We start from the raw sequence: 20018 nt of genomic DNA, 5'->3' as shown, positions 1-20018 counted from the left end.
GAGCCCCAGCTCGACGCTGACGCCCGTCCGAGTCCACGCCTGACGCCACGCGCCTACCCACCCCAACGAACGGACGCACCGCCCCCACCCCAGCCGACCACCCCACCGGAACGGATGACGCCGGCCCCGAGGGTTTCCGGGCCGCCCGACCGGCGCAGGGATCAAGCCTGACCGCCCGGAGCCGGTCGGGCGGCCCGGAAACCCCACCAGCAAGAAGAACAGAACCCAAAAGCGTCAGACGTTCCGCTCATACACCATGCGCAACCCGATCAACGTGATCATCGGCTCGTGATGAGTGATCGTCCGGCACTCGTTGAGCACCAGCGACGCCAGTCCACCGGTGGCGATGACCGCCTTGAGCTCGCCCAGCTCGGCGGCCATCCGCTCGACGATCCGGTCCACCTGGCCGGCGAAGCCGAAGTACAGCCCGGCCTGGAGGCACTCGACGGTGTTCTTGCCGATCACCGACCGGGGTCTGGTCGCCTCGACCTTGCGCAACTGGGCGGCGCGGGCGGCGAGCGCGTCGAAGGAGATCTCGATGCCGGGCGCGAACGCGCCACCGAGGAACTCTCCTCGACCGCTGATCACGTCGAAGTTGGTGGTGGTGCCGAAGTCGACCACGATCGACGGTCCGCCGTAGAGGCTGTGGGCCGCCAGCGTGTTCACCACCCGGTCGGCCCCGACCTCCTTGGGGTTGTCGATGGCGAGCTGTACGCCGGTGCGGACACCCGGCTCGACGATGACGCTCGGCAGGTCGGCGTAGTAGCGGGTCAGCATGGTCCGCAGCGAGCGCAGGGCGGCCGGGACGGTCGAACAGGCGGCCACCCCGGTGATCTCGACCGCGTCCCCGGCGAGCAGACCCCGGAACATCAGGCCCAGCTCGTCGGCGGTGGATCGGGCGTCGGTCTTGATCCGCCAGTTGTGCACCAGCTTGTCACCGTCGAAGGTCGCCAGGACGGTGTTGGTGTTCCCGATGTCGATGCAGAGCAGCACGCACGAAGCCTAGACGGGTTCAGTCCGTACGCAGGTCCAGGGCGATGTCCAGGATCGGCGAGGAGTGGGTGAGCGCGCCGACGGAGAGGAAGTCGACACCGGTGGCGCCCACCTCGGCGGCGTCGGCGAGGGTGAGCCCGCCGGTCGCCTCCAACTCGGCCCGGTCACCCACCGCCGCCACCACCGTGCGCAGTGTCTCCGGAGGCATGTTGTCCAGGAGCAGGAAGACCGCGCCGGCCTCCACCGCCTCCACCGCCTCGTCGAGGGTGTCCACCTCCACCTGCACCGGTACGTCCGGAAACGCCTCCCGGACCCGGCGGTAGGCGGCGGCGACACCACCGGCGGCGAACTTGTGGTTGTCCTTGACCATGGCGACGTCGTGCAGGCCCATCCGCTTGTTCGTGCCGCCACCGGCGCGGACCGCGTACTTCTCCAGGGCGCGTAGGCCGGGCGTGGTCTTGCGGGTGTCCAGGACCATCGCCTTGCTGCCGGCCAGGGCGTCCGCCCAGGCCCGGGTGTGGGTGGCGACGCCGGACATCCGGCAGAGCAGGTTCAGCGCGGTCCGCTCGGCCGTGAGCAGCACCCGGGTGGGGCCGGTGACCGTGGCGAGCACGTCGCCCCGCGCCACCCGCTCGCCGTCGCGGGCCACCAGCGACACCTCGACGGTACGTCCCGTCCCGGTCACCTCGCCGGCCAGCTCGAACACGGCGGCGGCGACGGCCAGCCCGGCGACCACCCCGTCGGCCCGGGCCACCAGGTCGGCGGTGTCGGTCTGGGTGGCCGGGATGGTGGCGACGCTGGTGACGTCGAGCAGGTCCGGACCGAGGTCCTCGACCAGCGCCGTCTCCACGATCCGGCGCACCTCCGCCGGGTCGAGCCCGTTCTCGTGCAGCATCCGTGCCGTGTCCGCCATCAGCTCTCCTCCCACCGGGTCGTCAACCGGCCCTGCGCGCCTATCGCGCCGACCAGGTGCCCCTGCCATCGCTCGTCGGCCGCCCCGTGGTCCTCCCGCCAGTGGCAGCCACGGGTCTCCTGCCGCGCGTACGCGGCGGCGACCAGCGTGGCGGCCACCGTGAGCAGGTTGGTCGCCTCCCAGTCGGCGGTACGCGGGGTGCCCCGGCCGGCGCCCAGGTCGACCAGTTCGGCGGCGGTCGCGGCGAGCGTGCCGGCGGAGCGGAGCACACCGGCGCCCCGGGTCATCGCCTGTTGCAGCCTCGGGGTCGCCGCTGCCGGCGCCACCCAGCCGGTGCCGCCGCGCCACGCTCCGGTCTCCGCCGGGCGGGCCTGCTCGGGCAGGCCGGACGCGATGTCGTCGGCGATCCGCCGGGAGAAGACCAGCCCCTCCAGCAGCGAGTTGCTGGCCAGCCGGTTGGCGCCGTGCACGCCGGTGCAGGCGACCTCGCCGCAGGCGTACAGGCCGGGGATGGAGGTCCGGCCGCGCAGGTCGGTGCGTACGCCGCCGGAGGCGTAGTGGGCGGCCGGCGCGACCGGGATCAGGTCGGCTCCCGGGTCGACGCCGATGGCCAGGCACGAGGCGACGATGGTGGGGAAGCGTCGGGCCAGGAAGTCGCCGCCGAGGTGTCGGGCGTCGAGGTGGACGTGGTCCGCGCCGGTGTCCAGCAGGACCCGGTGGATGCCCTTGGCCACCACGTCCCGGGGCGCCAGCTCGGCGAGGTCGTGCTGGCCGAGCATGAACCGCTTGCCGTCGGCGTCCACCAGGTACGCGCCCTCACCCCGCAGCGCCTCGGAGACCAGCGGCTGCTGGGCGTGCCCGGCACCGGGTACCCGGGCGGCCGGCGGCACGATCAGCGCGGTCGGGTGGAACTGCACGAACTCCACGTCGGTGACTGCCGCGCCGGCCCGCATCGCGAGCGCCACGCCGTCGCCGGTGGAGACGGCGGGATTGGTGGTCGCCGCGAAGATCTGCCCCATCCCGCCGGTGGCCAGCACCACGGCGCGTCCGAGGATGGCGCCGACCCCGTCCTCGCTGCCCTCGCCGAGCACGTGCAGGGTGATGCCGCACGCCCGGCCCAGCCCGTCCGGGCCGTCGCCGGGGGCGCGGAGCAGGTCCAGCACCAGCGCGTGCTCGACGAGCCGGATCCACGGGTCGCGGCGTACCGACTCGTGCAGGGCGCGTTGGACCTCGGCGCCGGTCGCGTCGCCGCCGGCGTGCACGATGCGGTCGGCGCGGTGTCCGCCCTCGCGGGTGAGCATCAGCGAGCCGTCCGGGTGGCGGTCGAACTCGGCACCGATCCGCATCAGCTCGCGCAGTCGGGTCGGTCCCTCCTCGACCAGTACCCGCACCGCCGCCGGGTCGCAGAGGCCGACGCCGGCGATCTCGGTGTCCGAGGCGTGCATCGCCGGGGTGTCCGCCGGGTCGAGGACCGCCGCGATGCCGCCCTGGGCCCAGCGGGTCGACCCCTCGTCGATGTTGACCTTGGTGACCACCGTGACGTGCAGTCCGGCCCGGCGCAGGTGCAGCGCGGCGGTCAGCCCGGCCACCCCGGAGCCGACCACGATCACGTCGGTGGTCTCCACCCAGCCGGGCGCCGGGGCGGCCAGCAGGCTCGGCAACGTGGGCAGGCCGACGGTCGGGAGCTCCATGCCACCAGTCAACCCGAATGCGTCTCGGCTCGGACGGCGGGGGCCGGACGAGTGGTTCTTGCTACTTCGTCCGGACCGGCAGGCCGGCCGGACCGGCACCCTTGAGCGAGCCGGTCACCTTGCGGTCACCGAGCCACAGGTAGCAGCGGACCCCCCGGTCCCCGGCCCGCCACCGGCCGGCCCCCGGCGGCCGGACCACCAGGTCGCTGCGGAAGACCAGGTCCGTGTCGTTCGGTACGCCCGCGTAGCGCGCGATCACCGCACGGCAACCCTCGTAGAACGGCGCCCACTGGGCGCTGCGCGTCGGGTACGCCCGCTCGGGCGACTGCCACACCCCGACGAACTCGGCGTCGTGGCGCGTGGCGCAGTCCACCGCGACCAGGGTCTGCACCATCCTGTTCCGGTCGGTACGCGTCTGCTGGCAACCCAACCGCACCGGCGACGGTGCCCGGAGCGCGTCCCGCAGCGAACCGGTACGCAGCACCACCGTGGCCGCCGCCTCGGCCGTGGTCACCTCCATCAGGTCGCAGCGGTACCACCGCGAACCGGCGGCCCAGCCCGGCTCGGAGGGCACCGCCACGGCCAGCCGCAGCCGGCCGGCCCGCCAGTTGTCACCGACGAAGCCATTGGCCCGGTTGTCGCACTCGGCGAAGGCGGTCCGCAGTTCGGCGGAACCCACGGCGGGCGGTGCGGCACGGTCGGCCGGCAACGCACCGACGTGCACCGTCTCCACCCGGTGCGGCTGCGCGCAGTCCACCGGCGCGTACGCGGCCAGCGAGACGGTGGGGGTGAACTCGGGCTCGTGGCAGACCTGGGCGGCCGGGGTGAACGGACCGGGTGGCGGCAGAGCCCCCCAGTCGTCGATCAGGTCACCGTCGAGCCCACCGGACCCGCTGCAGCCCACCAGCAGGGCCGCCACGGCGAAGGCCGCGACCAGGCTTCTCGTCGCACGCTGCATGACGCCGCCTCCCCCAGCCAGCGACCGTCTCCCGACGGCGCCCCCAGGGTAACCAAAAATGACCTTCCGGTGACAGACCGGATTCCCGGGCATGTGTGTAAGGAGGGGACCCTTCCTATACACGAGGCGTTAGCAGGGGGCCCTTCCTTACACCGTGAGCGGGTTGGGGATGGGGGCGCCGGCGGTGCCGGGCGCGGCGGTCGCCGGGTCGGCGTCCAGCTCGACGATCCGGTTCTCGGCGTCGACGTGCACCACCCGAGGGTGGTACGACCGCGCCTCGGCGTCGTCCATCTGCCCGTACGAGATCAGGATCACCAGGTCGCCCGGGTGCACCAGGTGGGCGGCGGCGCCGTTGATGCCGATCACGCCGCTGCCCCGCCGCCCCGGGATCACGTACGTCTCCAGCCGGGCGCCGTTGGTGATGTCCACGATCGCCACCTGCTCGCCGGGCAGCAGGTCGGCGGCGTCGAGCAGATCCTCGTCGACGGTCACCGAACCGACGTAGTGCAGGTCCGCCTGGGTGACGGTGGCCCGGTGGATCTTCGACTTGAGCATGGTGCGGTACATCGGGAACGCCTTTCGCGAGCTGCGGGGTCAGGAGGTCGGGGCGAGCCGGACCGGAGCGTTGTCGATCAGCCGGGTCTCGCCCACCCAGGCCGCGACGAGCAGCCGCGCCGGACCCTCGACCGGGCCGGGCGCCAGATCGGGATCGGCGAGCACCAGGTAGTCCAGCCGGGCACCGGCGGCTGCGGCGCCGAAGGCCGCGTGCGCGGCGGTCAGCACCGCCCCGGCGTCCCCGCCGGCCTCGGCGGCGTCGGCACCGGCGCGCAGCGCCCGCGACAGGCTCAGCGCCGCCGTCCGCTCCGGGGCGGAGAGGTACCGGTTGCGGCTGGAGAGCGCCAACCCGTCCGGTTCCCGGACCGTCGGCACGCCGACCACCTCGACCGGTACGTCCAGGTCCCGGCACATCCGCCGGACCAGGGTCAACTGCTGGTAGTCCTTCTCACCGAAGAACGTCAGATCCGGCCGGGTGAGCTGGAGCAGCTTCATCACCACGGTCAGCACGCCGTGGAAGAACCCGGGTCGGCTGAGCCCCTCCAGGTCCTCGCCGAGCGGCCCCGGGTTGACCCGGACCGCCGGCTGGCCGCCGGGGTACATGTCCGTCACCGAGGGCGCGAAGACCAGGTCGGCCCCGGCCCGCCGGCACACCTCAAGATCAGTTCCCAGGGTACGCGGATAGCGGTCGAAATCCTCGTTCGGCCCGAACTGCAACGGGTTCACGAAGATCGTCACGATCACGTGGTCGACGCGGTCCCGGGCGGCCCGGATCAGCGTCTCGTGCCCGGAGTGCAGCGCCCCCATGGTCATCACCACCCCCACCGTGCCGGTGCGGGCGGACCGCGCCCGGGCCAGGTCGGCCCGGCTGTGCACCAGTTCCGTCATCTCGTCCGCCTCCCTGGGTATCGGCCGGACCGCCCCGTCACCCGGTGTCACGCCGCCACTCCGGTCTGGTCCCGGCCGAGCACGCCGAGCAACGACTCGGCGTCCACCGGTCGCAGCCGGCCGGCGGCCACCGCCCGGTCGGCGGTACGCCGAGCCAGAGCCAGGTACGCGCCGACCGCCTCGGGCGCGGTGGCGGCGAGCGCGGCCAGGTGACGCTCGACGGTGCCCGCGTCACCCCGGGACACCGGGCCGGTCAACGCGTCGTCGCCCAGCCGTAGCGCGTTCTCCAGCGCGGCTCGCAGCAGCGGGGCCAGCACCTTCTCGGGTCGACCCACCCCGGCGTCCCGTAGCCGGTCCGCCGCCTCGTTGACCAGGGTCACCAGGTGGTTCGCACCGTGCGCCAGCGCCGCGTGGTACAGCGGCCGGTCGGCCTCCCCGATCCACTCGGGCACCCCGCCCAGATCCGTCACCAGCCGGGCGGCCAACGGCCGAAGCTCGGCCGGGGCGGTCACCCCGTACGAGATGCCGGGCAGCCGGCCGAGGTCGTCCGGCGTACCGGTGAACGTCATCGCGGGATGCAACGCCAGCGGTCGGGCACCGACCCGGACGGCCGGTGCCAGCACGGACAGGCCGTGCGCGCCGGAGGTGTGCGCGACCACCTGGCCCGGGTGCAACGCCCCGTCGGCGGCCATCGCGGCGACCACCCCGGCGAGCGCGTCGTCGGGTACGGCGATCAGCAGCAGGTCGGCGGCGGACCGGGCGACCGCCTCGGCGGGACGGCAGGCGGTGGCCGGCAGCAGCAACGCCAGCCGGGCCTGGGAGGCCCCGGAACGCCCGGTGGCGGCGACCACCCGGTGCCCGGCGGCGGCGAGCGCGGCGCCCAGCGTGGCACCGACCCGGCCGGCGCCGATGACGCCCACGGTGAGTACGGCATGGTTCACGACCTGGGCCGACGGGCCGGTCGCAGGCCGCCGAAGGGCGGCCGGATGGTGGCGCAGCGGTGCGCTCATGTCACGATCCAGTCCTCGAGATGGGTACCGGTCGGGGCAAGTATGCGTCGCTGACACGGATCTCAAACAAGGATGTGTGAAATCGTTCACCGACGCCGAGGAGGTACCCCGATGTCGATGCCTTGGCGGGCCGCCATGCAGCAGGCGCTCTACGGACCCTCGGGGTTCTTCGTCGCCGGTGCCGGGCCGGCGGCACACTTCCGCACCAGCGTGCACGCCTCCCCGGTCTTCGCCTCGGCGCTGCTGCGGTTGATCCACCACCTCGACGCGGCTCTCGGCTTTCCCGACCGGTTCGACGTGGTGGATGTGGGGGCGGGTCGGGGTGAGCTGCTCTGTTCGTTGTCTGTTGCGGTGGGGGTTTCCGGGGAGCCCACCCGCTCCGGGCGGTCAGGCTTGATCCCTGCGCGGGTGGGCTCCCCGGAAACCCTGACTTCCACGGCCGCCGTCCGTGCCGGAGGCTTCACCCCGGGGGTTGGGGGTACGGCGGGACTCGGGGAGGGTGGGACCGTCTCGTCGGCGCGCGGGGGTCCAGGGGTTCCGCTGGTGGAGCGGGTGCGGTTCACTGCGGTCGAGGTGGCACCGCGACCGGATGATCTGCCCGAACAGATCGCCTGGACAGATGAGATCCCCGACGGCGTCACCGGGCTGCTGCTGGCCACCGAATGGCTGGACAACGTGCCGCTGGACCTGGCCGTCCACACCGAGGACGGCTGGCGCTACCTCCTCGTCGACCCGACGTCGGGCGAGGAGACGACAGGTGACCCGGTCAGCCCTACAGACGCCACCTGGCTCACCACCTGGTGGCCCCCACAAAACCAACCCCACCCCACGGACCCACCCGAAGGCTCGCCGGAGCTCGCCCTTGACCTCCCACCGGACGCGAACGCCCACCCCCTGAGCCCCCACAGCCCGACCAGGTCGGGTTTCCGGGCAGCCCGACCGGCGCAGGGATCAAGCCTGACCGCCCGGAGCCGGTCGGGCTGCCCGGAAACCCCAACGGACCGCACCCTCACCGTCGAGCGCGCCGAGATCGGGCGGAGCCGGGACGAGGCGTGGGCCGCTGCGGTAGGCCACGTCGAGCGTGGGCTGGCCGTCGCGGTGGACTACGGGCACCTGCGTACGAGCCGGCCCTTCGAGGGGTCGTTGACCGGGTACCGAGGTGGGCGACAGGTGCCACCGGTGCCGGACGGGTCGTGTGACGTGACGGCGCACGTCGCCATGGACTCGGTCGCCTCTGCCGGTGAGCGGGTCGCGCGGTGTGCGTACTCCCTGGGGACTCAGCGGGAGGGGCTGCGGGCGCTCGGGGCCGACGGCGGGCGACCACCGTTGAGCCTGGCCTACCAGGATCCGGCCGGGTACGTGCGGGCGCTGGCCGAGGCGACGGCGGCGGCCGAACTGACCGATCCGGCCGGGCTCGGCGGGCATCTGTGGCTCTGGCAGCCGGTCGGGCTGGCCGTGGACCGGCTGCCACTGTGGTCCTGACGTTCATGGCACGATGGCGGGCATGACCACGGGCGACCTGCGCGAGCTGACCGTCGGCACCGGTGCCGGGCTGGTGGCGGGCACCGGTGGGGAGCAGCTCGGCACGGACATGGTGCTCAACATCGGGCCGCAGCACCCCTCCACCCACGGTGTGCTGCGGCTCAAGCTCGTCCTCGACGGCGAACGGGTGATCGCCGCCGAGCCCATCGTGGGCTACATGCACCGGGGCGCGGAGAAGCTGTTCGAGGTACGCGACTACCGGCAGATCATAGTGCTGGCCAACCGGCACGACTGGCTCTCCGCCTTCGCCAACGAGTTGGGCGTGGTGCTCGCGGTCGAACGGCTGATGGGTATGGAGGTGCCGGAGCGGGCCACCTGGCTGCGGATGGCGCTGGCCGAGCTGAACCGGGTGCTCAACCACCTGATGTTCCTCGGCTCGTACCCGCTGGAGATCGGCGCGATCACGCCGATGTTCTATGCCTTCCGGGAACGGGAGACGCTCCAGACGGTGATGGAGGAGGTCTCCGGCGGGCGGATCCACTACATGTTCAACCGGGTGGGCGGCCTGAAGGAGGAGGTGCCGTCCGGTTGGACCGGGCGGGCCCGCGCCGCCGTCGGCGAGGTACGCCGTCGAATGCCCGACCTGGACAATCTGATCCGGCGCAACGACATCTTCCTGGCCCGGACCGTCGGGGTGGGGGTGCTCTCCGCCGCCGACGCCGCCGCGTTCGGCGCCTCCGGGCCGGTCGCCCGGGCCTCCGGGCTGGACCTGGACCTACGCCGCGACGAGCCGTACCTCGCCTACGACCAGCTCGACGTGCCGGTGGTCACCCGCACCACCGGCGACTGCCACGCCCGCTTCGAGGTCCTCCTCGACCAGGTGTACGCCTCGTTGGACCTGGCCGAACAGTGCCTCGACCGGGTGGACCGGCTCACCGGGCCGATCAACACCCGGCTGCCGAAGGTGCTCAAGGCGCCCGAGGGTCACACCTATGCCTGGACGGAGAACCCGCTCGGCATCAACGGTTACTACCTGGTGTCGCGGGGTGAGAAGACGCCGTGGCGGCTCAAGTTGCGCACCGCGTCGTACGCGAACGTGCAGGCACTCGCCACGCTGCTGCCGGGCTGCCTGGTGCCGGACCTGATCGCCATTCTCGGCTCGATGTTCTTCGTGGTCGGCGACATCGACAAGTAGGCCGGCGACCGGTCAGCGCCAGCGACCCCGGTCGGGTTCGTAGCCCTGCCGGTCGTAGCCGGGCTCCTCGGCCTGGTGCCGCCGCCCGTACGGCTCCGGTTCCGGGCGCCCCCGGACCGGTTCGGGCTGTGGAGCACGCTGACGGGGCGGCCGCCACTCCTGCGGCACCGGGACCCCGCCGGGCGGCAGCGCCGGCTGGCCCTCCGGCTCGCCCCGGCCCTCCCGCCACGCCTCGTCTCGGGCCCGCCGTGGCTCGTCCTGTCGCACACTGGCCCAGCGGTCCTGCATCCGGTACTCGGTGCCGGTCTGGTCGGCGTGCACCTCGGCGCGCCGCTCACCGACCCGCAGTTCCCGGCCCTGGTCGTCGTCGCGTACGGCGGCCCAGCGGTCACCGGCGCGCATCTGCGCCCAGTACTCCCCGGTGTCGTCCGGCCGGGCCGTCCGGTTCTCGGCCGGGGCCTCGGGAGCCGCCTCCCACCGCGCGGCACCGCCGTCCCACCCCCGGTCGTCCCGGCCCGTCGGTCGGTCGTCTCGATATCCGGCGTACTCGTCCCGGTAGGCCGGGCGGTCGTCGCGGTGGCCGGCACGGTCGTCGTACGCGCCGCTCCAGGACCGTTCCTGGGGCGGTTCCCCCCAGGAGGTGTCCTCCTCGCGGGCCCGGCCGGACCGGGGACGGTCGTCGGCCCGGGCCGCACCGGACGACCAGGACCGCTCCTCCTCGCGGCCGGGCGGGGCCGACCAGGAACGGCTCTCGCCCCGGCGGGAACGCTCGTCCGCGTCGGACCACGACCGGTCGTCCCGCTCGGCGGCGTGGCCGCCCCGCTGCCGCTCGTCCGGCCAGGTCGTCCCGTAGCCGCCGTAGCGGCCACCGGACTCCCCGCCTCCACCGTCCACGACGGTGTGCCGGGTGGTGACGTGCACGGTCTCGGTGTGCCGGACCACCCCGTGCGGGCGGTGCGCGTGGTCACCAGAGCGGCTCTCCGGCTCCTGGCGGTTGGCCGCGCCGTAGACCCCCGCGGTCGCCGCCGGACGGTCGGCGCCGTACCCGGACGACCGGTCCTCACCGCCTCGCGATGCCGGACGGTCCTCGGCGAAACCGCCGGTCGTGGCGGCGTCGGGTTCGGCGGTCGCAGCCGCTCCGTACACCCCGGAAGCGGGCTCCGCGACCTGGGCCGCACCGTAGGTGCCGGTCGTGCCGGCGGGCCGCTCGGCGTACCGGGGCGGTGCCTCCGCAGCGGGCGCCGGGACCCGGGCCCGACCCGGGCCGGGTGCCTCCTCGGCACCGGCCACCTGGGCGGCACCGGCCAACTGGGCGGCGCCCGCGTCGAGCCGACGCCGCAGCCCCGCCAACGCCTCGTGGGCCCGTTGGGCCTCGGTGAGCGCCTGGTTGCCGCGCTGGGCGGCGGCCACGATCTCGCCCCGCAGTTCGCGGCGGAGCTCGTCGAGGTCCGCGCGCAGCTCCTCGCTGCGCGCCGACCCGTCCCCCTCGGTCCGCAAGGCGATGGAGAGGCCGATGAACACCACGGCCATGATGGCCAGCACCGCGGCGAAGCGGAGCGGGCCGTTGCCGTCGGCGACCAGCAGGATCAGCGCCGCGACGGGGGCCAGCGCCACACCGCCCCAGAAGAGCGCTTTCAGCATTTTTTTGTTGCGCGCGTCGACGGGTACCGGGGCAGGCATGGGTCCTGACCCTACCGAGAGTTGCGGTGGGTGGGAACGGCTCGACCGAAGACCTTTCGGTGGGCGATGCGCCGATTTCGCGGCACTTGCCGGGGACCAGCGACGACGCGGCGCCCCCGGCCGGATTCGACCGAGGGCGCCGGGAGTCGACGGGTCAGTTCTGCGCGTACGCCGCGTCGGTGGAGAAGACCAGCCCGACACTGATCGTGCCGTTACGCAGACCGGTCTTGGTCAGCGGGCCACCACCGTCGAGGGACGAGAACGAACCGACCGTGAGGCCGTACTTCTCCTCCAGGCCGGGCTTGCAGAACGGGCGCTCCTGGCACTCCGGCGGGCCGCCCAGCACGGTGGCCGTACCCGAGCACTTCTCGGCCAGCTCGGAGAGGGTCCGCACGCCGTACTTGTCGGCGAACTCCTGGGTCACCGCGAACGCGTTCTGGCTCTGGGCGGCGGCCGGGGCACCGAAGGTCAGGCCGGCCTTCTCGCCGAGGCCGCGCAGGGCGGTCACGGTGGCTTCCACGTCCGGCGAGGAGACCGGCTGACCGCCGCCCGCCTTGCCGTTGAGGAACTCGGCCATGGTGGCCGCGTACTCGGGGACGACCTGGATCTCGCCCTTCTCCAGCGCCGGCTCGTACAGCTCCCGGTTGCCGATCTGCTGGACGGTGACCTGGTAGCCGGCCGCCGTCAGCTGGATCTTGTAGAGCTCGGCGATGATCTCACTCTCGGTGAAGTTGCCGGCGCCCACGGTCAGGCGCCCGCCCGGTCCCCGCTCGACCCCGTCGGCCAGCGAGTTGGCCGTGGCGAACTCCTGCGCGGCCACCTGGGCGCTCTTGCGGTCCACGTCGACCGCCTTGTTGAGCTGCACCAGCTTGGGGGTGTCGAGCACCGACGAGACCTTGTCCAGCGCCGCGACGAGCTGCGGCGTGGACACCTCGCTGTTGATCGCCGGAATGATGTTGTCCGCGTTCTGCAGGGACTTGTCGTCGTCGAGCGCGATGAGCTGCTCGCCGGCCACCGGTGCGCAGCCCTCCCCCGAGGCCCCCTGCTGCGGCGCCTCGGTGCCGGACGAGCCGGCCTCACCACATCCGGCCAGCACGCCCGCGGCGGCGATCGCGCCGACGAACGCGATGGACAGTCTTCTACCTGCGCGCATGTGCCCGCCTTCCGTGTCCCGGCGCGACCCCTCGGGCCGGCCGCGTGTCCGACGGGCGATCCGCATCAGCCGCCCGCAGTCCCACCCAACATCCTGGTGGCGGGCACCGACAACTCGGAGAGAACTTCGTCACCGGAACGTCACCATCCGTCCACGACGGCGGCGCGACGGGCCACCCGGACCGGCGACTCCAGGGCGACTCAGGTGCCGGTGACCGCGTCCGCCGCGCGTCGTGCGGCCCGACGCCGGACGCGACGCAGCGGGCGGGGCGTGACCATCCGCTCGACCCCGGCGAAGATCAGTTCGACGCTGACCGCGAGCGCGGCCACCAGCAGGCCACCGGCGAGGATCTGTCCCCCGCCGACCGCGATGCTCAGCCCGAAGCCGAATCGGATGATCTCCCCCAGGCCACCACCGTTGACGAAGGTCGCCAGGGCCGCCGTGGCGACCACCTGAACGGCGGCGGTCCGGAACCCGGCAGCCAGATAGGGCACCGCGAGCGGCAACTCGACCCGACGCAGCACCTGCCTGCCGGTCATCCCCATCCCCCGGGCCGCCTCCCGGATCTGCGGGTCGACCTGCCGCACCCCGGTGTACGCGTTGGCCAGCAGCGGCGGCACCGCGAACACCGCCAGGGCGACCACCACGGCCGGGCGGCCGAAGCCGAGGAAGGTCAACGGCAGGATGGTCAACAGCGCCAACGTGGGCACCGCCAGGGTGACGTTGGAGACCAGCACCACCACGCCGCCGCCCCGACCGGTGTGTCCCAGCCACAGCCCGAGCGGCCAGGCCACCAGGCAGCCCAGCAGCACGGCCGTGGCCGACATGCTGACGTGCTCGCCGAGCCGGTCCAGTGCCCCGCCCGGGTTGGTCCAGTTCAACGGGTCGTTGAGCCAGACCACCGCCTGCTCCACGGGGTTCATGGCGTCCTCCCGCCGGTCCGCCGGCCGCCCGCCGCGTCCGCGCTCATCCGACCCGCCCGCGCAGCCACGGGGTGAGCAGCCGGCCGACGCCGACCAGGAACAGGTCGAGCACCAGCGCCAGCAGCACGCAGAGCAGCGTCCCGGTCATGATCTGGGCCTTGTAGAAGTTGTTCTGGAAACCCGCGAAGATGATCTGCCCGAGGCCGCCGCGCCCGATCACCACACCGACGGTGACCAGCGCGACGGTGGAGACCGTGGCCAGCCGCAGGCCGGTGAGGATGCCGGGCAGGGCCAGCGGCAGTTCCACCCGCAGCAGTCGGCCCCAGCGGCCGTAACCCATGCCCTCGGCCGCCTCGCGTACCTCGACCGGCACCTGGTTGAGCCCGGCAACGGCGTTCCGGACGATCACCAGCAGCGCGTAGAGCACCACCACGCTGAGCACCGTCGTCACCCCGATGCCCAGGTACGGCGCGATGAACGCGAACAGCGCCAGGGACGGGACGGTGTAGAGCACCCCGGTGAGTGCGAGAATCGGACCGGTCAACGGCCGGAACCAGTACGCCACGACGGCCAGCGGGACGGCGATCAGCGCCGCGATCAGCACCGCCCGTAGGGTCAGCGTGGTGTGGTCCCGCAGGGCGGCCAACACCGTGTCAGAGTTGTCCCGCACGTACTGCCAGGAGAACCACGGGTTACCCGGGTCGGCCCGGTAGCTCAGGCGGAAGGACATACGTGGACGTTACCCCGGCCACCGACGACGGTCGGCGCGCGGCGTCGATCACTCTCGACGGTATCGGCAAGCGGTATCCGGACGGTACCGAGGCCGTCCGCGACCTCAGCCTGCACATCGACGCGGGTGAGCTGGTCGTGCTGATCGGGCCCTCCGGGTGCGGCAAGTCGACCGTGTTGCGGATGGTCAACCGCCTGATCGAGCCGACCGCCGGCCGGATCGTGCTCGGCGAGTCCGACGTGACCCGGGTCGACCCGGTGAAACTGCGGCGACAGATCGGGTACGTCATCCAGAACGTCGGCCTGTTCCCGCACCAGACGGTGGCCGCCAACGTGGCCACCGTGCCCCGCCTGCTCGGCTGGCCCCGGGACCGGGCCCGGCGCCGCGTCGACGAACTGCTGGAGCTGGTCGGCCTCGATCCGGCGCAGTTCGGCCGGCGCTACCCGCACGAACTCTCCGGCGGTCAACGGCAGCGGGTCGGCGTGGCCCGGGCACTCGCGGCCGACCCGGTGGTGCTGCTGATGGACGAGCCGTTCTCCGCCGTGGACCCGATCGTGCGGACCCGGTTGCAGGAGGAGTTCCTGCGGCTCCAGGCCGAGGTCCGCAAGACAATCGTCCTGGTCACCCACGACCTGGACGAGGCGGTACGGCTCGGCGACCGCATCGCGGTGCTCTCCGAGGGCGGACACCTGGAGCAGTACGACACCCCGGCGGCCCTGCTCGGCAGCCCCGCCACCCCGTTCGTCCGCGAGTTCGTCGGCGCCGACCGGGGCATCCGGCGGCTGGCGGTGACCCCGCTGACCCGGGAGGTGCTCGAACCGCTGCCCGCCGACGGCACGGCGGAACTGCCCTCGGTGCCGCTGGGCGGTTCGGCGTACGACGCGTTGGCGGTGCTGCTCACCTCGACGCAGGGTCGGGCCCTCGTCACCGAGGACGGTCGCCCGGTCGGGTTGCTCAGCCGGGAACGCGTCCTCACCCTGGCCGAACCGACCGGCTGAGCCGCGCCGCACCTCGGTCGACGCGAAACCGGGCCCGCCGATGCGGCAGGCCCGGTCGCGGTCGTCGCACAGGTCAGCGGCGTCCCCGGTAGCCACCGAGGGTGGCGATGCCGATGATCCAGCCGGTGAACAACCCGTACTCGGCACCGTCGCCGGCGGCCTGGAAGGCGCCGAGCAGCGACGGGTTGGTGCGGATCAGCGCGGTGAGCAGGGCCGCGAAGGCGCCCGCGAAGACGAACGCCGCCCAGCCGGCGAAGAACTGGCTGAGCGTGCCCCGGGCCCGGGCGAGCTGCGAGCCCGGCAGGAGGTAGAGGAAGACAAAGGTCATCACGACCACGAGAATCGCCTTCAGGTCGGCGGCGAAGATCTCCTGGATCGAGTCGGAGGAGTCGAACCGCCAGGCCGGCCAGGCGAGAAGTCTCAGGAACCAGCCGCCGGCGCTGTCCGGGTCGGTGTTGTCCCGTGCCCAGTCGGCGTACCAGGGGCTGCCGAAGACCAGGACCATGATGAGCGCGGCGAGCGTGCCGGCGCCCGGTGCGGACTTGTATCGATTGGTGAGAGCCATGGCCCCGCTAGTTCCCAGCACATCGACACGGGCAAACGCGAGGCGCGTTTTATGGGGGTACGCCCCGTTCGGCGGTGGGTACCGACCCGGCCGGTCAGTGCTTCATCAGGTAGTCGATGAAGGCGGCACGCAGCAGCGGAGCGGACTCCTCATAGCCGTGACCGGTCATCTCCCGCCACAGCGCGGCGGCCTCGTCGATCGTCGGCCCCACCGAGTTCGGCGCGCCGTCCAGGGCGGCGGCCTCGTCCGCGTTCGGCAGACGGCGCAGCACCGACCAGAAGAACTTCACGTCCCGGTTCTCCCGGGCGAGCGCGAACGCCTGCTCGCGCAGCTCCTCGGTGGAGAGGGCGTCCAACTCCTCGAACGACCGGCCGCCGGAGATCGATGATGTGTCGGTCATGAACCGAGCCTAACCGCCGAGATCACATTCGGCGCGTCGACGGCGCGCGGGACCGACGGTCCGTCACCGGTCCTCGGCGTCCCAGGGGCGCGGGCCGGTCTCCCAGCGGCGGGGCCCCCAGGGGTCGGTCGTGCTCGTCGGCGACTGCGCCGGAGGCATGGGCGGCCAGTCACCGACCGGCTCCGGTCGTGGCAACGTCCAGCCGCCGCCGTTGGTGGCGTCCGGCGGCGGGGGCGGCGGTGCGGCCGTGAACAGCGGCGCGGGCCGCCCGTACGCCTCGACCAGCCGGGTGACCACCAGACCGACGGCCAACACCACTCCGCCGACCGCCCACCGGCTGACCGTCCAGCCACGGGTCTGGGCGTACGCGAGGAACAGGCCGATCGCACCGGCCGTCAGCAGCGTGCCGAACACCCCGCCGCGCAGCCCGAAGGCGCTGGTGCCGGCGAGCACGGCCGCGCCCACCGCCAGCACCGTCCAGTCCAGCCCGGTCGCCGGGGTCACCGCCCCCTCGGCGGAGGCGACGAGCGCACCCGCGAGCATCGCCAGGACGGTGGAGAAGACGTACCCCAGGGTGGTGACGACGGCGGCGGCCGTCCCCCGCCGCCGGGCCGGGTCGGCGACCGGGCGGAACCGGCCGACCAGCCGGCGGACCGGTCCCAGCGCTCCGAACAACGCGCCGAACACCGCGATCGCGGCGAAGCCGACGAAGAGCTGGCCGGCGACGCCGCGCGGGTCGAAGTCCCCCTGCACCAGCACCGGTGCGGAGCGCTGCTCGATGTAGACGATCACACCGGCCGCACCCGCCAGGCTGGCCGCCCAGCCGGGCACGTGCAGCACCACCACGAGCAGTCCCAGCAGCAGTCCACCGAGGGCGGCCACGCCACAGGCCAGCCCGACGGCCTCGACCAGGCCCCGGTCCGACTGCTCGGCGAAGTGCAGCCCGGCCGCGACCGCCACCGGCCCGATCGCCAGGTTCACCGCGGCCGTCCGCAGGCTCAGCCCGGCGGCCAGCGCCAACAGGCCGAGGGCCACCACCTCGACGATGAGTACGCGCAGCCCACCGCCCCGCAGGATCGCCGGGTCCTCCCGCCAGACCAGGTAGACCAGCGCACCGAAGCCGAACAGCAGGAGCGTCTCCCAGACGATGTGCACACCGAAGCGGTCCGGGCCGGTCTCGCACTGCGGATCGTCGGGACCGGGCTCCGTCACCGCGACGGGGGCGGCGGAGGTCGGTTCCGGGAGTTGACTCCGGCCCGGGTCGTCGTACGCCATGATCGTTGCCTCCCAGCAGCCGCCGGGAACCCATCGACGCACCGGCGGTGACCGTCACTTCTGGTCGCTGGCACCGTACCCGCGTGGCGGAGCCGGGCGTAACCCCGCGTTCACCGTCGAGGAGGGCGGCTCTCCCAGTCGTCGGGCTCCTGCTCGTCCTCCGGCCGCTCCGGGACCCGGCAGGACCGCTCCAGCCAGAGCGCGGCGGCCACCAGCGCGACCGAGGCCACCAGCCCGGCGATCGCCGCAGGCCGATCCGATCCCGCAGCCCGGGTGCTCTGCACCAGCAACCAACCCACCAGCCCGGCGTACGCCCCGGCGAAGATCGCCCCGACCAGGGCGGACGCCTTGGCCAGCACCACGAAGCGGGCGACCAGCAACGGGTTGACCGGGTCACGGCCGGGTCGACGGTCGATGCGACCACGGGTGTTGACCGCCGCGTACGCCTCCAGCACGGCGAGCCCGGCCAGGGTCACCACCGGCAGCCAGGGCAGCGGCGGCAACCCGCTGTAGTAGAAGCTGCTGATCAGCAGCCAGGTGGCCGCAGCCGCGGCCAGGGCGGCGACCACCAGGGTCGAGATCCGGGTGGGACCCATCCGCGACTCGTCGTCGGGGGGCGTGGACCGCGTCATGCCGGACCGCCGTCACGCCGCGCGCCGACCAGGGCTGCGGCGCCGCGCCTGACGGCCGACCCGCCGTGCTCGCCCGTGTCGACTCCGCTGCGCTCACTCATGGCGTCGACTCTAACGTCAGATCCGGCCGTGGGCTCAGTTCCGCGACCTCGGCGTCGAGTGGCCCGGCGTTGAGCAGATCGGTCAGCCAGCCGTGTCCGGGCAACCGGCCGTAGGGCTGGATGTCGATCCACGGCCGCAGCACGAAGGCGCGCAGATGGGCCCGGGGATGCGGCAGCGTCAGCTCGGGGTCGTCGCGGAGCACCGGCTCACCGTCGTCGCCCCAGACCGCGATCACGTCGACGTCGAGCGTGCGGGGACCGAACCGCCGTTGCGGGTCACGGACCCGCCCGGCGGCCCGCTCGGCGCTCCGGGCCCGCGCCAGCCAGTCGTCCGGCCCGGCGGCCGGGTCACCGACCAGCGCCACCGCGTTCAGGTACGCCGGCTGCGCGGTGTCGCCCCAGGGCGGCGTCTCGTACACCCCGGAGACCATCAGCACGCTCTCGCCGAGCGTGGCCACGGCGGTACGCAGGTGGTCGAGGCGGTCACCCAGGTTGCTGCCCAGGGAGAGCACCGCCCGCGTCATCGGGTACGCGTCCGGCGCATCGTCACGGCCACGTCGCCGAAGGCGTGTGGGACCGGCGCCTCGGGTTTGTGCACGGTCACCGTCGCGGCGGACACCCGTGGATCGGTCAGGCAGACCTCGATCAGGCGGTCGGCCAGCGTCTCGATCAGGTCGACCGGCTCGCCGGTGATCACCGCGACCAGGCCGTCGGCCAGTTCGCCGTAGTGCACCGTGTCGGCGACGTCGTCGGAGCGCGCGGCGGGGCCGAGGTCCAACTCCAGGACGACGTCGACGACGAACTCCTGGCCCCGGGCGCGCTCGAAGTCGTACACGCCGTGCCGGCCGTGGGCCCGCAGGCCGGTCAGCGCGATCCGGTCGGTCATCGCCGGACCTGCCGGTCGCTGCCCGCCCCGACGGACGGTCGACTCTCCGGCGTGCCGCCGAGCCGGGGAGCGCCGGTGGCCTGCCAGACCGCGAGCGCGTCCACGGTGGCGCGGACGTCGTGCACGCGTACCCCCCAGGCACCGGCGGCGACCGCGAGCAGGCTGGTGGCGACGGTGGCCGCCTCCCGACCGCCGGTGGGTCGCGGGGTGCCGTCCGGTCCGGCCAGCAACTGGCCGAGGTAGGACTTGCGGCTCGCGGCGAACAACAGCGGACAGCCGAGGTCGAGCAGTTCCGGCAGCCGGGTGCTGAGCTGCCAGTTGTGCGCCGCCGTCTTGGCGAAGCCCAGGCCCGGATCGATGATCAGTCGGTTCTCGGACACCCCGACGGCGAGCGCCGCCGCCACCCGCTCGCCCAGTTCGGCGCGGACCTCGGCGACCACGTCCCGGTAACTGGCCAGTTCGCTCATCCGTCGGGAGTGACCGCGCCAGTGCATCAGCACCCAGGGGCAGTCGGCGTCCCGGACCACGCGGGCCATGTCCGGATCGGCCAGGCCGCCGGAGACGTCGTTGACCACCACCGCCCCGGCGGCCAGTGCCGCCTCGGCGACCCGGGCCCGGGTGGTGTCGATGCTGACCGGTACGCCGGCCGCGGTCAGCTCCCGGACCACCGGCAGCACCCGGGCGCTCTCCGTCTCGGCGTCCACCCGGTCGGCGCCGGGCCGTGTCGACTCTCCACCGACATCCACCAACGCCGCTCCGTCGGCACGCAGCCGGACGCCGTGTGCGACGGCCGCGGCGACGTCGGCGTAGCGTCCGCCGTCGGAGAACGAGTCGGGCGTGACGTTCAGAACGCCCATCACCACCGGGGCCGAGGCCCGTACCAGATCGGTCACGACTAGACGGTACCGGTCCGTTCCACCGCCCTGAGCAGGCCCGCGATCCGGGCACTGACAAGGCGATTAGAACGCGTGTACGATCGGTCGTCCGGGC

The 20018-nt window shown here is 73.2% G+C and carries 21 protein-coding genes; 3 read left to right on the top strand and 18 right to left on the bottom strand.

Going from position 1 to position 20018, the window contains the following annotated elements:
- Nucleotides 1–234: 234 nt before the first annotated feature.
- The 7 genes from ABZ738_RS00770 to ABZ738_RS00740 form a co-directional block, all read right to left on the bottom strand.
- Complete coding sequence (locus ABZ738_RS00770; RefSeq protein ID WP_176095412.1) at nucleotides 235–993, bottom strand: type III pantothenate kinase; 759 nt, start codon at nucleotides 991–993, stop codon at nucleotides 235–237.
- 19 nt (nucleotides 994–1012) lie between these two features.
- Nucleotides 1013–1906 carry a carboxylating nicotinate-nucleotide diphosphorylase gene (gene nadC, locus ABZ738_RS00765; protein WP_357210170.1) on the bottom strand — a complete coding sequence of 298 codons (894 nt, stop codon included), beginning with the start codon at nucleotides 1904–1906 and terminating at the stop codon, nucleotides 1013–1015.
- Nucleotides 1906–3597, bottom strand: a complete 1692-nt coding sequence (locus ABZ738_RS00760) for an L-aspartate oxidase (protein WP_131053716.1) — start codon at nucleotides 3595–3597, stop codon at nucleotides 1906–1908. Before ABZ738_RS00760 ends, nadC begins: the two co-directional genes overlap by 1 nt.
- Before the next feature lie 61 nt (nucleotides 3598–3658).
- Nucleotides 3659–4555 (bottom strand): septum formation family protein, encoded by an 897-nt coding sequence (locus ABZ738_RS00755; RefSeq protein WP_131053715.1) that lies wholly within the window; start codon nucleotides 4553–4555, stop codon nucleotides 3659–3661.
- A 147-nt stretch (nucleotides 4556–4702) separates the two neighbouring features.
- Complete coding sequence (gene panD, locus ABZ738_RS00750) at nucleotides 4703–5122, bottom strand: aspartate 1-decarboxylase (RefSeq protein WP_131053714.1); 420 nt, start codon at nucleotides 5120–5122, stop codon at nucleotides 4703–4705.
- A gap of 27 nt (nucleotides 5123–5149) precedes the next feature.
- Nucleotides 5150–5998, bottom strand: a complete 849-nt coding sequence (panC, locus tag ABZ738_RS00745; RefSeq protein ID WP_357210166.1) for a pantoate--beta-alanine ligase — start codon at nucleotides 5996–5998, stop codon at nucleotides 5150–5152.
- Between the two features lie 47 nt (nucleotides 5999–6045).
- Nucleotides 6046–7008, bottom strand: coding sequence for a DUF2520 domain-containing protein (locus ABZ738_RS00740; protein WP_131057640.1), 963 nt, complete (start codon nucleotides 7006–7008; stop codon nucleotides 6046–6048).
- Nucleotides 7009–7119: 111 nt separating this feature from the next.
- On the opposite strand from ABZ738_RS00740, the gene ABZ738_RS00735 reads away from it, so the two are divergent.
- Both ABZ738_RS00735 and ABZ738_RS00730 read left to right on the top strand, forming a co-directional pair.
- Nucleotides 7120–8490 carry an SAM-dependent methyltransferase gene (locus ABZ738_RS00735; protein WP_357210163.1) on the top strand — a complete coding sequence of 457 codons (1371 nt, stop codon included), beginning with the start codon at nucleotides 7120–7122 and terminating at the stop codon, nucleotides 8488–8490.
- A gap of 13 nt (nucleotides 8491–8503) precedes the next feature.
- Complete coding sequence (locus ABZ738_RS00730) at nucleotides 8504–9685, top strand: NADH-quinone oxidoreductase subunit D (RefSeq protein ID WP_176095417.1); 1182 nt, start codon at nucleotides 8504–8506, stop codon at nucleotides 9683–9685.
- Between the two features lie 12 nt (nucleotides 9686–9697).
- Here ABZ738_RS00730 and ABZ738_RS00725 read toward each other — a convergent pair whose 3' ends face one another.
- From ABZ738_RS00725 to ABZ738_RS00710, 4 genes are all read right to left on the bottom strand, one after another.
- Nucleotides 9698–11365 carry a hypothetical protein gene (locus ABZ738_RS00725; RefSeq protein ID WP_357210161.1) on the bottom strand — a complete coding sequence of 556 codons (1668 nt, stop codon included), beginning with the start codon at nucleotides 11363–11365 and terminating at the stop codon, nucleotides 9698–9700.
- Nucleotides 11366–11519: 154 nt separating this feature from the next.
- Nucleotides 11520–12518 (bottom strand): glycine betaine ABC transporter substrate-binding protein, encoded by a 999-nt coding sequence (locus ABZ738_RS00720; RefSeq protein WP_131054217.1) that lies wholly within the window; start codon nucleotides 12516–12518, stop codon nucleotides 11520–11522.
- 200 nt (nucleotides 12519–12718) lie between these two features.
- A complete protein-coding gene (locus tag ABZ738_RS00715) occupies nucleotides 12719–13441 on the bottom strand; it encodes an ABC transporter permease subunit (protein WP_131054218.1) in 723 nt (240 codons plus the stop codon).
- A gap of 43 nt (nucleotides 13442–13484) precedes the next feature.
- Complete coding sequence (locus tag ABZ738_RS00710) at nucleotides 13485–14171, bottom strand: ABC transporter permease (protein ID WP_131054219.1); 687 nt, start codon at nucleotides 14169–14171, stop codon at nucleotides 13485–13487.
- Nucleotides 14172–14173: 2 nt separating this feature from the next.
- Here ABZ738_RS00710 and ABZ738_RS00705 point away from each other — a divergent pair, with 2 nt between their 5' ends.
- Nucleotides 14174–15169: an ATP-binding cassette domain-containing protein gene (locus ABZ738_RS00705; RefSeq protein WP_131054220.1), complete on the top strand. Its 996-nt coding sequence runs from the start codon at nucleotides 14174–14176 to the stop codon at nucleotides 15167–15169.
- Nucleotides 15170–15242: 73 nt separating this feature from the next.
- On the opposite strand, the gene ABZ738_RS00700 is transcribed toward ABZ738_RS00705, so the two are convergent.
- From ABZ738_RS00700 to folP, 7 genes are all read right to left on the bottom strand, one after another.
- Entirely contained in the window at nucleotides 15243–15734 is a 492-nt protein-coding gene (locus ABZ738_RS00700) for a hypothetical protein (RefSeq protein ID WP_131054221.1), read from the bottom strand.
- A 94-nt stretch (nucleotides 15735–15828) separates the two neighbouring features.
- Nucleotides 15829–16134, bottom strand: a complete 306-nt coding sequence (locus ABZ738_RS00695; protein WP_131054222.1) for a hypothetical protein — start codon at nucleotides 16132–16134, stop codon at nucleotides 15829–15831.
- 63 nt (nucleotides 16135–16197) lie between these two features.
- A complete protein-coding gene (locus ABZ738_RS00690; protein ID WP_357210157.1) occupies nucleotides 16198–17409 on the bottom strand; it encodes an ABC transporter permease in 1212 nt (403 codons plus the stop codon).
- 110 nt (nucleotides 17410–17519) lie between these two features.
- Nucleotides 17520–18041 carry a DUF3180 domain-containing protein gene (locus ABZ738_RS00685; RefSeq protein WP_131054224.1) on the bottom strand — a complete coding sequence of 174 codons (522 nt, stop codon included), beginning with the start codon at nucleotides 18039–18041 and terminating at the stop codon, nucleotides 17520–17522.
- A 97-nt stretch (nucleotides 18042–18138) separates the two neighbouring features.
- Nucleotides 18139–18666 (bottom strand): 2-amino-4-hydroxy-6-hydroxymethyldihydropteridine diphosphokinase, encoded by a 528-nt coding sequence (gene folK / locus ABZ738_RS00680; RefSeq protein ID WP_357210154.1) that lies wholly within the window; start codon nucleotides 18664–18666, stop codon nucleotides 18139–18141.
- Complete coding sequence (gene folB / locus ABZ738_RS00675) at nucleotides 18663–19028, bottom strand: dihydroneopterin aldolase (protein ID WP_357210152.1); 366 nt, start codon at nucleotides 19026–19028, stop codon at nucleotides 18663–18665. Before folB ends, folK begins: the two co-directional genes overlap by 4 nt.
- Nucleotides 19025–19921 (bottom strand): dihydropteroate synthase, encoded by an 897-nt coding sequence (gene folP / locus ABZ738_RS00670; protein ID WP_357210150.1) that lies wholly within the window; start codon nucleotides 19919–19921, stop codon nucleotides 19025–19027. Before folP ends, folB begins: the two co-directional genes overlap by 4 nt.
- Nucleotides 19922–20018: the final 97 nt, after the last annotated feature.

The sequence above is a fragment of the Micromonospora sp. NPDC047793 genome (genome assembly GCF_040642635.1).
Classification (GTDB): domain Bacteria; phylum Actinomycetota; class Actinomycetes; order Mycobacteriales; family Micromonosporaceae; genus Micromonospora.
This window is presented reverse-complemented; position numbering and strand designations above follow the sequence as displayed.